12 protein-coding genes are annotated in these 13522 nt (G+C 70.6%); 2 read left to right on the top strand and 10 right to left on the bottom strand.

Annotated features, from left to right (window positions below; translation table 11 throughout):
* Positions 1-117: 117 nt before the first annotated feature.
* The 5 genes from CW359_RS41835 to CW359_RS41815 all read right to left on the bottom strand — a co-directional run bounded on the left by CW359_RS41835 (position 118) and on the right by CW359_RS41815 (position 5593).
* Entirely contained in the window at positions 118-1575 is a 1458-nt protein-coding gene (locus CW359_RS41835; RefSeq protein ID WP_105975500.1) for an HAD-IA family hydrolase, read from the bottom strand.
* A 94-nt stretch (positions 1576-1669) separates the two neighbouring features.
* On the bottom strand, positions 1670-2734 hold the full coding sequence (locus tag CW359_RS41830; RefSeq protein ID WP_105975496.1) for an ABC transporter ATP-binding protein: 1065 nt from the start codon (positions 2732-2734) through the stop codon (positions 1670-1672).
* 5 nt (positions 2735-2739) lie between these two features.
* A complete protein-coding gene (locus CW359_RS41825; RefSeq protein ID WP_105975495.1) occupies positions 2740-3555 on the bottom strand; it encodes an ABC transporter permease in 816 nt (271 codons plus the stop codon).
* Positions 3543-4439, bottom strand: coding sequence for an ABC transporter permease (locus CW359_RS41820; RefSeq protein ID WP_105975494.1), 897 nt, complete (start codon positions 4437-4439; stop codon positions 3543-3545). Before CW359_RS41820 ends, CW359_RS41825 begins: the two co-directional genes overlap by 13 nt.
* Positions 4436-5593: an ABC transporter substrate-binding protein gene (locus CW359_RS41815; protein ID WP_105975499.1), complete on the bottom strand. Its 1158-nt coding sequence runs from the start codon at positions 5591-5593 to the stop codon at positions 4436-4438. The genes CW359_RS41820 and CW359_RS41815 overlap by 4 nt, the downstream gene beginning before the upstream one ends.
* Positions 5594-5815: 222 nt before the next feature.
* On the opposite strand from CW359_RS41815, the gene CW359_RS41810 reads away from it, so the two are divergent.
* Positions 5816-6556 carry a GntR family transcriptional regulator gene (locus CW359_RS41810; RefSeq protein ID WP_105975493.1) on the top strand — a complete coding sequence of 247 codons (741 nt, stop codon included), beginning with the start codon at positions 5816-5818 and terminating at the stop codon, positions 6554-6556.
* 105 nt (positions 6557-6661) lie between these two features.
* Here the strand turns inward: CW359_RS41810 and CW359_RS41805 are convergent, their stop codons facing one another.
* The 3 genes from CW359_RS41805 to CW359_RS41795 form a co-directional block, all read right to left on the bottom strand.
* The gene (locus CW359_RS41805) at positions 6662-7114 is read right to left on the bottom strand and encodes an Lrp/AsnC family transcriptional regulator (protein WP_053740341.1); all 453 of its coding nucleotides are present in this window, start codon (positions 7112-7114) and stop codon (positions 6662-6664) included.
* A gap of 3 nt (positions 7115-7117) precedes the next feature.
* Complete coding sequence (locus tag CW359_RS41800; RefSeq protein ID WP_198655576.1) at positions 7118-8560, bottom strand: GuaB1 family IMP dehydrogenase-related protein; 1443 nt, start codon at positions 8558-8560, stop codon at positions 7118-7120.
* A gap of 157 nt (positions 8561-8717) precedes the next feature.
* The gene (locus CW359_RS41795; RefSeq protein ID WP_332875052.1) at positions 8718-9134 is read right to left on the bottom strand and encodes a barstar family protein; all 417 of its coding nucleotides are present in this window, start codon (positions 9132-9134) and stop codon (positions 8718-8720) included.
* Positions 9135-9259: 125 nt separating this feature from the next.
* On the opposite strand from CW359_RS41795, the gene CW359_RS41790 reads away from it, so the two are divergent.
* Positions 9260-11506, top strand: coding sequence for an MMPL family transporter (locus tag CW359_RS41790; RefSeq protein ID WP_105975491.1), 2247 nt, complete (start codon positions 9260-9262; stop codon positions 11504-11506).
* Positions 11507-11584: 78 nt separating this feature from the next.
* Here CW359_RS41790 and CW359_RS41785 read toward each other — a convergent pair whose 3' ends face one another.
* Positions 11585-12628: a sugar-binding transcriptional regulator gene (locus tag CW359_RS41785; protein WP_105975490.1), complete on the bottom strand. Its 1044-nt coding sequence runs from the start codon at positions 12626-12628 to the stop codon at positions 11585-11587.
* Between the two features lie 93 nt (positions 12629-12721).
* Positions 12722-13408: a ribulose-phosphate 3-epimerase gene (gene rpe, locus CW359_RS41780; RefSeq protein WP_105975489.1), complete on the bottom strand. Its 687-nt coding sequence runs from the start codon at positions 13406-13408 to the stop codon at positions 12722-12724.
* Positions 13409-13522: the final 114 nt, after the last annotated feature.

Genomic DNA, 13522 nt, shown 5'->3' with positions numbered 1-13522 from the left:
CTCAAACGCCGGACGGGCTGGGGGTGTCAGCCCGTCCGGCGTTTGAGGACAAAGGGGGGTCTGGGGACGCAGCCCCCAGGGATGGGAACGGGTAGGGGCGGCGGGGGCGAAAACCCTCTAGCTCAGCCCGAACCTCGTCAGCACCGCCGCATGGTCCGAAGGCCACGCGTTCCCCGCCACCTCCGGCCACACCCGCACCACCCCACTCACCACCACACCCGAATCCCGCACCCGCACCCCCCTCCCCCGATACAGCACGAAGTCGATCCGATCCTGCGGCTCCAACCGCCCGCTGCCGTCCTCGCGCTCGACATGGATCGGCGACCAGGTATGCCCCGGATCAGCCACCGGGTCCGGACGGACCTCCCGGTACGAATCACGGAACCCCGCCCCCTCCGCCGCCGCGGTCACCGGCCACTCCACCCCCGCCCAGTCCAGATGCGAGGGCACGTTGAAGTCCCCGACGAGGAAAACAGGTGTGCCGTCATCCACCACGGAATCCGCGATCCGCCCCAAGATCTCCCGCATCTGCGCCAACCGCACACCCTCCCCGGCGATCAGCTCACCACCCGCAACCCCGTCGAAGTGGGCCTCGTAAGGCCCGTACCGCGCACTGTCGAGGTGGGCGCTCCACACGTCCACCTCCAGCCCTGTGTCCAGCCTGATCCGCACACCCGTACCCCCGTAGAAGCCGACCTCCGGGTCGCCGAGCCGCGCGGTGATCGGGTAGCGGCTGATGACGCCGAGGTTCGGGCCCGCCTGGTGGTGGTGCCAGCCCAGGGCCTCGGCGAGTTCCCGCGCCGAGTTCCCGTACGTCTCCTGGAGGCCCACCACGTCCGCCCCGGTCTCCGCGATGACCTTGAGCTGTTTCTCCCGGTGGTCGTCGACCTTCGTGCCGCCGTACCAGAGGTTCCAGCTCAGCACCCGGAGTTCACGGGGGACCATGGCGCCCAGCCGCGCCACCGTCACCCCGGCCAGGCTGGCCAGTACCGTCCGGCCAGGCGCCGGCTCGATCGGGGCCAGCGACGGCACCGCGAGCACCGCACAACCCGCCGCCTCGGCGGACGCGACCCCGGTCTCGGTGTCCTCGACGGCCACGCAGCCGGCCGGGTCGACGCCCAGGGCGCGGCAGGCGGCGAGGTAGGGGTCGGGGGCCGGTTTGGTGTGCTCGGTGTCGTCCGCGGTGACCGAGACCGCGAAGCGGGTGGCCCCCAGCGCTTCGAGGACCGTGTCGGCGACCGCCCGGGGCGAGGCGGTCACCAGGGCCGTGGGTACGCCGGCCAGGGCGAGCGCGTCGAGCAGGTCGAGCGCGCCGGGGCGGGGCACGATGCCGGTGCGGACGCGGGCCGCGAACTCCCGGTGCAGTGCGGCGGCCAGCTCGGCTGCCCGCGCGCCGGTGGCCGCGGCCAGCCAGTCGGCCGTGTGCTCGACGGGCCTGCCGAGCACGTCCGGCTGGTCCGCCTCGGTCAGCGGTCTCCCGGCGACCTGCTCGACCGCCTCCCACCACAGCCGTTCGGTGTCGACGAGCGTGCCGTCCATATCGAACAGGACGGCCTGGAGCGGGGGTCGGGGCAGGTGGAGGGTGTCCGGAGCAGGGTCGGGAGTACCGGGGATGTGGGGGGTCACGTTTCTCTCTCTTACGGATCTCTCTCTGACGGACTCGCTCAGCTCACGGACGTGGACGGTTCGTGCGCTCGGCCACCAGGACCGGCCGTTCCGGCAGCGACACCCTTACGACGGCTCCCGCGCCCAGCGTGACGCTCTCGTGCGCCGGCAGATCGGCCTTCACCTCGGTGCCGTCCCCGAGCCGTACGGTGATCCGGGTGACCGCGCCCAGGAACGCGGTGGCGACCACCCGCGCGTCCCCGTCCGTATCGGCCTCGACCCGTACCGCCTCGGGCCGGACCAGCACCTCGACCTCCACGGCGTCCGGCGCGGCGCCGTCGACCGGCAGCCGCTGCCCGAGCACCTCCACCGACCCTCCGGACAGCCGCCCCGGAATCCGGCTCATCGTGCCGACGAACTCGGCGACGAAGGCGGTGGCGGGCCGGCCGTACAACTCGGCGGGCGCGGCGCACTGTTCGAGTCGTCCCCCGCGCATCACGGCGACCCGGTCGGCCATGGACAGCGCCTCCTCCTGATCGTGCGTCACGAACAGTGTGGTGATGCCGAGTTCCTGCTGCAGACGCCGGATCTCCTCTCTCAGCGTCAGGCGCACCTTGGCGTCCAGCGCCGACAACGGCTCGTCCAGGAGCAGCACGCGTGGCCGCAGGGCGAGCGCCCGGGCGAGCGCGACGCGCTGCTGCTGGCCGCCGGAGAGCTGGTGCGGGAACCGCTCGCCCTTGTCGGCGAGCCCGACCAGCTCCAGCAACTCGGCCGCCCGCGCACGCCGTTCGGACGTACGCACCTTACGCATCCGCAGTCCGAAGGCCACGTTGTCGAGGGCACTGAGGTGCGGGAAGAGGCTGTACGACTGGAAGACCATGCCGGCGTCGCGGCGGTGGGCCGGGACCTGGGTGACGTCCTCCCCGTCGACCAACACCTCGCCGGAGTCGGGGTGTTCGAACCCGGCGAGCATGCGCAGCGCGGTGGTCTTGCCACAGCCGGACGGGCCGAGCAGGGCGAGCAGTTCCCCCGGCCGGACATCGAGGTCGAGTCCGTCGAGGGCGACGGTCGGGCCGAACTCCCGGCGCAGGCCCCGGAATTCGACGGTGGCGGCCTTGTCGAGCTTCATGTGGTTCATCCCTTGGCGGCGGCGGTTCGGGTACGCCCACCGAGCCCGGCGAGCGCGAGGAGGAGGGCCCAGGTGACGAGCAGGCTGAGCACGGAGACGGCGACGGACAGCTGGGCCTGGGAGCCGCCGACGCTGTAGATCCACACGGCGAACGGCTGGAAGCCGAGGATCTGCGCCACCGTGAACTCGCCCAGCACCAGGGCCAGCGTGAGGAAGGAGGCGTTGAGCAACGCCCCGCGCAGATTGGGCAGTACGGCCGTCACGAGTGCCTGCGCCGGGCTCGCACCGCAGCTGCGGGCGGCCTCGACCAGGGTGCGGACGTCGATCGCGCGCAGCCCGGCGTCCAGCGAGCGGTGGACGAAGGGCAGCGCCATCACGACGTACGCGAGGACGAGGACGACGGGGAAGTCGGGGTTCTGGAGGGCGACGAAGGTCTGGAACAGGGGCGTACGGGAGAGGTGTTCGGGTCCCCACTTGAGGACTGTCGAGATCCCCGCCACGAACGCGATCGGCGGGACCACCAGCGGCAGCGAGCAGATCACCTCGACGACCGGGCGCAGCCGGGGTGCGCCGAGCCGCAGGGCGACCATCGCGGGGACCATCAGCAGGAGCACCACGGCGATGGTGGCGGCGGCCAGTTCGAGGGAGAGCAGCAGGCCGGGCAGGAAGCCGTCGGCGCCGACGATCTCGCCGTACGCGTCGAAGGTGATGCCCTGGCCCGGTACGTCGACCGTGAAGAGGACGGACGCGGCGAGCGGGACCAGGAAGTAGAGCGCGGCGCCGCCGAGGACGAGCCAGCGCCACGCGTTCAGGCGAGCCATCGCGCGCTCCTCCGTTGCAGGGGCAGGTACACGGCCATGACCAGGCCCGCGATCAGGACCATGTCGAGGCTGAGGGCGAGCGCCACGTTCTCCTGGCCGACCAGCACGTTGCCGGAGATGGCGTCGGCGATCTGGAGGGTGACCAGCGGGACCGAACTGCCCACCATGGCCGCGGCGGTGGCGTACGCGGCGAAGGCGCTGCCGAAGAGCAGTACGAAGCCGCCGAGCAGCGAGGGCAGCAGCACGGGCAGGGCCACGTGCCGCCAGTACTGGACGGCGGTGGCCCCGTTGTTCTGCGCGGCCTCGCGCCACTGGGAGCGGAGTCCGTCGAGCGCGGGCGTGATCGTGAGGACCATCAGGGGGATCAGGAAGTAGAGGTAGACGATCACCAGGCCCCAGAAGCTGTAGAGGCTCCAGCCCTTGTCCGTCAGGCCCAGGTGCCGGGTCAGCACACCGGAGTTGCCGAGGGTGGCGACGAAGGCGAAGGCCAGCGGCACCCCGCCGAAGTTGGCGAGGACCCCGGAGGCGGTGAGCACGGCCTCGCGCAGCGTCCGGAAGCGGGAGGTCACCACGGCCTGGGCGAGCAGCAGTCCGAGGACGGTGGAGAGGAGCGCCGACACGGCGGACAGCTTGACGCTGCCGAGCAGCGCGGTGAGATAGGCGCCCTGGAGGGAGTCGGTCAGATTGGCCGTGGTGTACGAAGTGGCGCCGGTGGCCTGGTTCTTGACCGTGAAGGCGCCGTTCAGCATGGCCAGGGCGGGCACCCCGAAGGCGACCGCGACGAAGGCGAGCAGCGGGAGTACGGCGAGCCAGCCGGGGGCGCGGCGCCGCCGCTTCTGGGAAGCGGCGGGCACCACGTCGACCCGCGTGAGGGTGGCGGTCATCCGGAGACGGCCTTGCCCCAGCCCTCGGCCAGCACGGTCTTGGCCTTGGCCTGCTGGGCCTCGGTCGGGAAGGCGGGCGTGCCGGAGACCTCCGGGAGCGCGGCGGCGGCGGTCTTGTCGATCGTGCCGGCCTTCTCCATGGCGATCATCAGGACCGGGCGGGCGAAGCCCTTGAGCCACAGGTTCTGGCCCTCGGCGCTGTAGAGGTACTCCTGCCACAGCCGGGCGGCGGCCGGATGCGGGGCGTCCTTGTTGATGGCCTGGGAGTAGTACTGGGAGAACTTGCCGTCCGCCGGGACCGAGACCTGCCAGTCGAGGCCCTTGGACTTGAACTCCGTGGCGTACCCGGCGTTGAGGTAGTCCCAGTCGATGCTGATCGGCGTCTCGCCCTTCTCGACGGTGGCCGGGGTCGACTCGACGGGCGTGTAGTTGCCGTTCTTCTTCAGCTTGGCGAAGAAGTCGAGGCCGGGCTGGATGTCGTCGAAGGAGCCGCCGCTGGCGAGGGAGGCCGCGTAGACGCCGCCGAACGCCGAACCGGACTTGGTGGGGTTGCCGTTGAGGGCGACCTGGCCCTTGTACTGCGGCTTGAGCAGATCGGCGAAGGTGGTCGGACACGTCTTCACGCGCTTGGCGTCGCAGCCGATGGAGATGTAGCCGCCGTAGTCGTTGAACCACTTCCCTTCCGGGTCCTTCTGCCCCTCGGGGATGTCGGCGAAGGAGGCGACCTTGTAGGGCGCGAGCAGCCCCTGCTGGGCGGCGGCCAACGCGAACGAGCTGCCCAGGTCGAGGACGTCCGGCGCCCGGTCCTGCCCCTTCCGCGAGGTGACGGCGTTGATCTCGTCCTGGCTCGCCGCGTCGGGGCTCTCGTTCTCGATCTTGATGCCGTACTTCTTCTGGAAACCGTCGATCAGGGCACCGTAGTTGGCCCAGTCGCGGGGCAGCGCGATGGTGTGCAGCGTGCCTTCCTTCTTGGCGGCGGCGACCAGCTTATCCAGGCCACCGAAGTCGGCGGCGGAGGTCGCGGTGGCCGCGCTCCTGCCGTTCGCGGTGGTCGACGTGTCGTCGGGGGCCGCGCCGCAGGCGGTCAGGGCGAGCGCGGCGACGACGGCGAGGGCGCCGCCGCGGACGGCTGTTCTCGGCAGGGACACGATGATCACGGTCTCTCCAGGGGTGCGCACGAGGGTGACGAGGTGAGGAAGTGCGGAGAACTTGTCTGAACAAGTTGGCTTCAGTAGGACTTCCGTCGGTATCGCGCCCGTAAACACTGGCGAAACACTGACCGCCGATTCCCTGCACGTTTCCGGCGCACTCGGACCGGTCGTGGTTGTCGATTAGGCTGCTCACGCTGTGCACAGCGACAAACCCAGAGGGGAAGCATGACGGCGCGACACGAGGAGATCGCCGATGAGCTGCGCCGGGCGATCGACCGCGAGCAGTACACGGTCGGCAGCCGGCTGCCTCCGGAGACGGAACTCGCCGCCCACTACGGCGTGGCCCGCGGCACGATCCGCCAGGCGGTCGCGGCCCTGACCGCCGAGGGCCTGATCGGCTCCCGCCAGGGCGCCCGCCGGGTGGTCCTGGCCAGCCGCCGCAGCCAGACCTTCGAGGAGTTGCGCAGCTTCGCCCAGTGGGCCCGCGCGATGGGCCGCGAGGCGACGGGCCAGGTGGTGCACCAGGAGTACCGCCCGGCGACGGCGGAGGACGCGATCCGCCTCCAACTCCACGAGAAGACAAGGGTGTTGTACGTCCTGCGGGTCCGCGGCCTGGACGGCGAACCGGTCCTCCTGGAGCGCACGGTCTACGCCGACTGGATCGCCCCGTCCGTCGAACCCATCGAACCGGACTGCCCCTCGGTCACCCAACGCCTCTTCGAGGACACGGGCTTGGTCTTCGCATACGGCGAACACGTCATCGACGCGGTGGCGGCAGGCGCCCAGGACGCCGAACTCCTCGACATCCGCCGCACGAGCCCCCTCCTACGAGTCCGCCGGGTGACAACTACGCGGGAGGGCCGCCCAGTCGAATGGTCGGACGACCGCTACAGAGGCGACGCGGTGAGTTTCAGCGTCCACAACTCGACAGCGAACAACGCCCTGGCGAGGAAGACGACCAACTAGAGGGCGACCTGTGAACAGGGCCGCGGACAGCGCCGTCAAGGGGCGCGGGGAACTGCGCGACCGGCCACAACGAACCCGCACCCGCCGACGAACCCCAGAAACCCCCTACGTAGGCGACCCCGAGGAAAACCTCCGCAGCAAGGGCGACAGCACCAGCACGGACTTCGTCCGCTCAACGAACGGCTCCCCGGCGATCCGCTCAAGCACCCGCTCGAAGTGCCGCATGTCAGAGGCGAAAACCTGCACCACCGCATCCGCCTCCCCGGTGACGGTGGACGCGGCCACCACCTCCTGATACCGCTCAAGCCCCCGCCGAATGGTCTCCGGCGAGGTGTTCCGCCGGCAGTAGATCTCGACGAACCCCTCCGTCTCCCACCCCAGCGCCGCCGGATCCACCCGCACGGTGAACCCGGTGATCGCCCCGCTCTCCCGCAACCGGTCCACGCGCCGCTTGACCGCGGGCGCGGACAGCCCCACCAACTGCCCGATGTCCGCGTAGGAACGACGCGCGTCCTCGGCGAGGGCGTGCACGATACGTTCGTCGAGATCGTTCAGCACGCGTCAGCTCCAGCTGGCGTGGAGCGGCTTGCCCTCCGCGTACCCGGCGGCGCTCTGGATGCCGACGATGGCCTTCTGGGCGAACTCCTCAAGGGAGTTGGCCCCGGCATAGGTGCAGGAGGAGCGGACGCCCGCGATGATCGAGTCGATCAGGTCCTCGACACCCGGCCGGGCCGGGTCGAGGAACATCCGGGACGTCGAGATGCCCTCCTCGAACAGCGCCTTGCGGGCCCGGTCGTACGACGACTCCTCCGACGTACGGTTGCGCACCGCACGCGCGGACGCCATGCCGAACGACTCCTTGTAGAGGTGCCCGGCGGCGTCCTGCTGAAGGTCGCCGGGAGACTCGTAGGTCCCCGCGAACCACGAACCCACCATGACGTTGGACGCACCGGCGGCCAGCGCCATCGCGACGTCGCGCGGGTGGCGTACCCCGCCGTCCGCCCAGACGTGCTTGCCGTACTTCTTCGCCTCGGCCGCGCACTCCAGGACCGCCGAGAACTGCGGCCGGCCCACGCCCGTCATCATGCGGGTGGTGCACATGGCGCCCGGTCCGACGCCGACCTTGACGATGTCGGCGCCCGCCTCGATCAGGTCCCTGACGCCCTCGGCGGCGACGATGTTGCCGGCCGCGATCGGAACGTGCGGGTCGAGGTCGCGGACCAGCTTGATGGCGCTGAGCATCGACTCCTGGTGGCCGTGCGCGGTGTCGATGACGAGGGTGTCGACGCCCGCGTCGAGCAGTTGCTGCGCCTTCCCGGCCACATCGCCGTTGATGCCGACGGCGGCGGCGATCCGCAGCCGTCCGTTCGCATCCGTGGTCGGTGTGTAGAGGGTGGCACGCAGGGCGCCCTTCCGGGTGAGGATGCCGGCGAGCTTGCCGTCGGCGTCCACGGCGGGCGCGTACCGGCGGTTGGCGGCGTCGAGGCGGTTGAAGGCCTCGCGCGGGTCGATGTCGGCGTCGAGGAGGAGCAGGTCCTTCGACATGACCTCGGAGAGCTGGGTGAAGCGGTCCACGCCGGACAGGTCGGTGTCGGTGACCACGCCGACCGGCCGCCGCTCGGCGTCGACGACGACACCGGCGTTGTGCGCGCGCTTGGGCAGCAGTGCGAGGGCGTCGGCGACGGTCTGGTGCGGGGCCAGCACGATCGGGGTGTCCAGCACGAGGTGACGGCTCTTCACCCAGGAGATGACGTCGGTGACGACCTCGATCGGGATGTCCTGCGGGATGACGACGAGCCCGCCGCGCCGCGCGACCGTCTCGGCCATCCGGCGCCCCGCGATGGCGGTCATGTTGGCGACGACCAGCGGGATCGTCGTACCCGTGCCGTCCGGGGAGCTGAGGTCCACGCCCTGCCTGGAGCCGACGGAGGAGCGGCTCGGGACCATGAAGACGTCGTCGTACGTCAGGTCGTACGGAGGCTGGATGTCGTTGAGGAAACGCACGTGCTGCACATCCCGGTCGATCAGAGGTGGCCCCCGGACAGGACAGCCAGGGGGAAGAGCACGTACCTCATTGTCCCATGCCGGTGACCTGAAACCGCCTGGTCGGATCGTCCAGACGGGCCGTGGGGCCGCTCGTGGCATCCCACCACAGGCTTGTTCAGGCGAGCACCATGACCACAGCCAGCCCCGTCTCCGTCTCCCGCCAGCCCGCGGCGGCGTCGGCGAAGATCTCCTGGAGGGTCTTCCACTCCTCGGGCCGGGCAGCCGCGTACGCCTGCCAGTTCCGGACGAGGAGGAGCCGGCCGCGGGTCGCGGGCCACCCCTCCAGGTCGCCGAGGCTGTCCGCCAGGGCGTCCCAGTTCGCGCCGAACCAGTCCGGGAACCGCAGCGCGGTGGCGCAGACCGTCATCAGCCCGGCCTTGTCCGTGACGTCGGCGAGGTCGAGGTCGGCGGTCTCCCAGCCGGCCTCACGGGCGGCTTCGAGCGCGCGTTCGACGGGCAGGGCGGCGGGCCAGGACAGGACACCGGCGGGCGTGCCGCCGGTGAGCATGGGAGCGAGCGGGTGGTCGATCATCGCTGTAGTAGATCCCACCACCCGCCCCCTGACAACGGCGACCCGACGGACGGGCTCTCAACAGGACACGTTGATCGACGAGTCGTTCAATGAGATGACCAGCCAGTCTCCGGTGGGAGCCGCGCATGTCATCGCCGACAGCAGTGCCAGCAGCAGGAGCGTCGGGGGGACGCGAGGACACCCGGGGACGGCTGCGCAGGCTGGGCGAGTGGTGTGCCCGGCACTTCGTGATCGTCATCGTGGCCTGGCTGGTGGCGCTCGCCGCGCTCCAGGTCCTCAACCGTTCCTTCGGCGGCGACTACTCGGACAACTTCTCGCTGTCCGGGGTCCAGTCGCAGGAGGGCCTGGACGTGCTGAAGAAGCACGACCCGGCGGCCGGCGGCTACGGCAGCCAGATCGTGCTGAGGGACACCTCCAAGCCCCTGTCCTCGGTCTCCTCGCAGCTCTCCGAGTCGGTCGCCGACCTGCAGAAACTCCCGCATGTCCTGTCCGTCCAGAACCCGCTGCCCCCGCCGGGATCACCGCCGCCGGGCAAGGACACCGTCGGCCCGCTCTCCAGCGACGGGAAGACCGGCTACGTCACCATCCGCTTCGACGTCCAGCCGTCCACCCTCCACGACGACTACCTCGACGGTGTCGACAAATCGGTCCAGCCGCTGCGCTCGGCCGGGGTGCAGGTCGAGTACGGCGGCCCGCTGGGCGAGCTGGCCCGGCCCGACGCCGACGACCGGGTCAGCGAGCTGATCGGCTTCGCGGTGGCCGTCGTCGTCCTGCTGGTCGGCTTCGGCAGCGTGCTCGCGGCGGGCCTGCCCCTGGTGACCGCCCTGATCAGCGTGATCGGCGGCCTGGCCTGCCTCGGGCTGCTCGCCTCGGCGTTCACCTTCGCCACGGTCTCCCCCACCCTGGCCACGATGATCGGCCTCGGCGTGGGCATCGACTACGCACTGTTCCTGATCACCCGGCACCGCCAGAACCTGATGAACGGCGACGATCCGGTACGGGCGGCGGGGCGGGCCAACGCCACCAGCGGACGGGCCGTCCTGGTCTCCGGGTGCACGGTGATCGTCGCGCTGGCCGGGCTGTCCGTCTCCGGGGTGTCCTTCATCGGCCTGCTGGGCGTGGCAGCCGCCGTGACGGTGGTCTCGGCGGTCCTGGGCGCCCTCACCCTGGTCCCGGCCCTGCTGGGCCTCATCGGCCACCGCATCGACCGCTACCGGGTACGCCGACCGGTCGCCGAGGCCGCCACCGACGAGGCCGAGGGCCACGGCGCCTGGCACCGCTACGCGCAGCGCGTCGAACGCCGCCCCTGGTGGTTCCTGGCCGGCGGGGTCGTGACCGTCCTGGTGCTGGCGATCCCGGTGCTGTCCATCCAGCTCGGTCACATCGGCGACGGCGCCGACCCGAAGTCGTTCACCGACCGGCGGGCGTACGACATCATGGCGCAGTCGTTCGGGCCGGGCTCCAACGGCCCGCTGACCATCGTCATCGACCAGACGAAGGTGCCCTCCGACCAGCGCTCCGACCTCGCCTCGAAGGCGTCCAAGACGCTGACGGACGTACCGGGCGCGGCGACCGTCACCCCGCTCACCGCGACCAAGGACGGCGACGTCCTGATCGGCACGGTCTACTCCAAGGAGTCACCGCAGAGCGAGACCACCACCGCCCTCACCAACCGCCTGGTCGACACGACTCTCCCCGAGGCCGTCTCGGGAACGGCCGCGCACGGCTACGTCACCGGCACGACCGCCGCCCAGGTCGACTTCCGCGACATCGTCGCGAGCCGTCTGCCACTGATCATCGGCGTGGTCGTGGCCCTCGCCTTCCTGATCATCCTGACCGTCTTCCGCGGCCTCCTGGTGGCGCTCAAGGCGGCGGCCCTCAACGTCCTGTCGATCGCGGCCTCGTACGGTGTCGTCGTGGCCGTCTTCCAGTGGGGCTGGGGCGGGCCCGCGCTGGGCGTGCACGGCAAGGTGCCCATCGAGAGCTACGTACCGATGATGATGTTCGCGATCATCTTCGGCCTCAGCATGGACTACGAGATCTTCCTGCTCTCCCGCGTCCACGAGGCCTGGCTGCGCACCGGCGACGCGAAGGCCTCGGTGGCGCACGCCCTGGAGATCACCGCCCGGGTGATCACCTGCGCGGCCCTGATCATGGTGAGCGTCTTCGCCGCGTTCGTCGTGAGCGACAACGTGGTGGTGAAGATGCTCGGCCTGGGGCTCGCCGTGAGCGTGCTCATCGACGCGACGGTCGTACGACTGCTGCTGGTGCCGGCGGTCATGACGCTGCTGGGCCGGCACGCCTGGTGGACACCCGGCTGGCTCGACCGGGTGCTGCCGCACGTGGACACCGAGGGCGAGGAACGGGACTGAGCCCTCGTACCCGAACAGAGCGGTGCCCGGGCCTCCCCGAAGGGAACCCGGGCACCGGATCGTCAGCTCACCGGATCGTCAGATCCCGTCCGGGTCCGCCCTGTTGAGCGACGGCTTCGGCGACGGGCCCGCCGTCAGCAGATAGTCCGCGGCCGAGGTGTCCGTCACCAGGCTGGTGACCAGCCCGGACCGCAGCACCGCGTCGATCGCGGGCGCCTTGCGCTGCCCGCCCGCGATGGCGACGACCTCGGGCACCCGGCGCAGCTGGTCGGTCTTGACCGTGATGCACCGCTCCCCCAGGTCCCGGCCGACCCGGCGCCCGTCGGCGTCGAACAGGTGCGCGGACATCTCGGCGGCGACGCCGAGGGAGGCGTAGTGGCCGCGTTCCTCGTCGCTGAGCATGTCGTGCACCGTCGAGATGCCGGCCTCCCAGGAGCCGATGGAGACGCAGGCGACCGTGACCTTGTCGAAGTACTCGAAGGCCCGGGCGATCCCGGTCTGGCTGCGCAGCGCGGCGGCGGTGGCCGCGTCCGGCAGCAGCATCGGGGCGTAGATGGGGTGGGCGTCGCCGCCCGACACCTGGGCCGCGCGCCGGACCGCTTCCACCGAACCGCGCTCGGCGGTTCCGGCGTCGTACACACCCGTCAGCTGGACCACCGTGCAGGGCGGCAGCCGGTCGAGGGCCGCCGCCATGTGGATGGTGGACCGGCCCCAGGCCAGGCCGAGCACATCGCCTTCGTTCACCAGTTCGCCGAGCAGATCGGCGGCCACCTCACCGAGGTTCTCGGGATCGGGCGACTCCTCGGCATCGGCCGGGGACTCGACGACGACCGCGTGCCTGAGGCCGTACCGGGCGCGCAGGGCGTCCGAGCGTTCGGCGTCCAGTTCGGCGGGGACTCGGATCTCGATCCGCACCAGATCCCGTTCGAGGGCGGTCTCCAGGACCCGGGCCACCTTGAAGCGGCTGACGCCGAACTCCTCGGCGATCTGGATCTTGGACTTGCCCTCTAGGTAGAAGCGGCGGGCCATGGCCGCCGCCTGCACCAGCTCAGCGGGTCCCATCCGCATGGCTGACCGGCCCGCCGACATACCCGACACGGCGATCTCCTCACTGCTCTTCACTTCGCTGCTGTTCACATTCTGGATTCGCCGTTCATCCTTGCAGATCCCGAGTGCATGATCTGCCCAGAAGTACGTCGTTCACGTTCCCTTGGCTCAGTGGTCGCACGCCCAGCTGGCACCGGCGGTGGCCGTCTGCGCCTGGGTGCGTAGTGCACGTACCGCCTCGGCCGGGTCGGAAGCCCCGTACACCGCCGATCCGGCGACGAAGACGTCCGCGCCGGCCTCGGCGCAGCGCTCGATGGTGGAGGCGGCGACTCCGCCGTCCACCTGAAGCCACAGCTCAAGACCGTGCTTGCTGATCAACTCGCGGGTGCGGCGAATCTTGGGGAGCATGATGTCGAGGAACGCCTGACCGCCGAATCCCGGTTCGACCGTCATGATCAGCAGCATGTCGAGCTCGGGCAGCAGGTCCTCGTACGGCTCGATCGGGGTCGCGGGCTTGAGGGCCATGGAGGCCCGGGCGCCTTTGGCCCGGATCTCACGGGCGAGCCGTACCGGAGCTGCGGCGGCCTCCACATGGAAGGTGACGGAACCGGCCCCCGCTTCCACGTACTGCGGCGCCCATCGATCGGGGTCCTCGATCATCAGGTGGCAGTCCAGCGGAGTGTCCGTCGCCCGCGCCAGGGACTCTACGACCGGCACACCGAGCGTGAGGTTCGGGACGAAATGGTTGTCCATCACATCGACATGAAGCCAGTCGGCGCCTTCCACCGCCCTCGCCTCTTCGGCGAGTCGGGCGAAGTCGGCGGACAGGATACTGGGGTTGATCTGCGCGGCCATGCCCCAAGCCTGCCATGCCCTCCGGGGGTTGTGCGGTTGGGTCCGTCTTGGCGAAGGTGGTGGACAGGCTGCGGGCCCGTCGTGGTTGCTCGCGCAGTTCCCCGCGCCCCTAGG

Origin of the sequence: Streptomyces geranii, from assembly GCF_002954775.1 — a bacterium.
Taxonomy (GTDB): Bacteria; Actinomycetota; Actinomycetes; order Streptomycetales; family Streptomycetaceae; genus Streptomyces; species Streptomyces geranii.
The sequence above is the reverse complement of the archived record's forward strand: the minus strand, read 5'-3'. Positions and strand labels throughout refer to the sequence as shown.

Excerpts from the sequence above, each read along its gene's own strand:
- CW359_RS41830 (WP_105975496.1), bottom strand. The coding sequence starts at position 2,734 with ATGAAGCTCGACAAGGCCGCCACCGTCGAATTCCGGGGCCTGCGCCGG.
- CW359_RS41825 (WP_105975495.1), bottom strand. The coding sequence starts at position 3,555 with ATGGCTCGCCTGAACGCGTGGCGCTGGCTCGTCCTCGGCGGCGCCGCG.
- CW359_RS41820 (WP_105975494.1), bottom strand. The coding sequence starts at position 4,439 with ATGACCGCCACCCTCACGCGGGTCGACGTGGTGCCCGCCGCTTCCCAG.
- CW359_RS41810 (WP_105975493.1), top strand. The coding sequence starts at position 5,816 with ATGACGGCGCGACACGAGGAGATCGCCGATGAGCTGCGCCGGGCGATC.
- CW359_RS41795 (WP_332875052.1), bottom strand. The coding sequence starts at position 9,134 with ATGATCGACCACCCGCTCGCTCCCATGCTCACCGGCGGCACGCCCGCC.
- CW359_RS41790 (WP_105975491.1), top strand. The coding sequence starts at position 9,260 with ATGTCATCGCCGACAGCAGTGCCAGCAGCAGGAGCGTCGGGGGGACGC.
- rpe (WP_105975489.1), bottom strand. The coding sequence starts at position 13,408 with ATGGCCGCGCAGATCAACCCCAGTATCCTGTCCGCCGACTTCGCCCGA.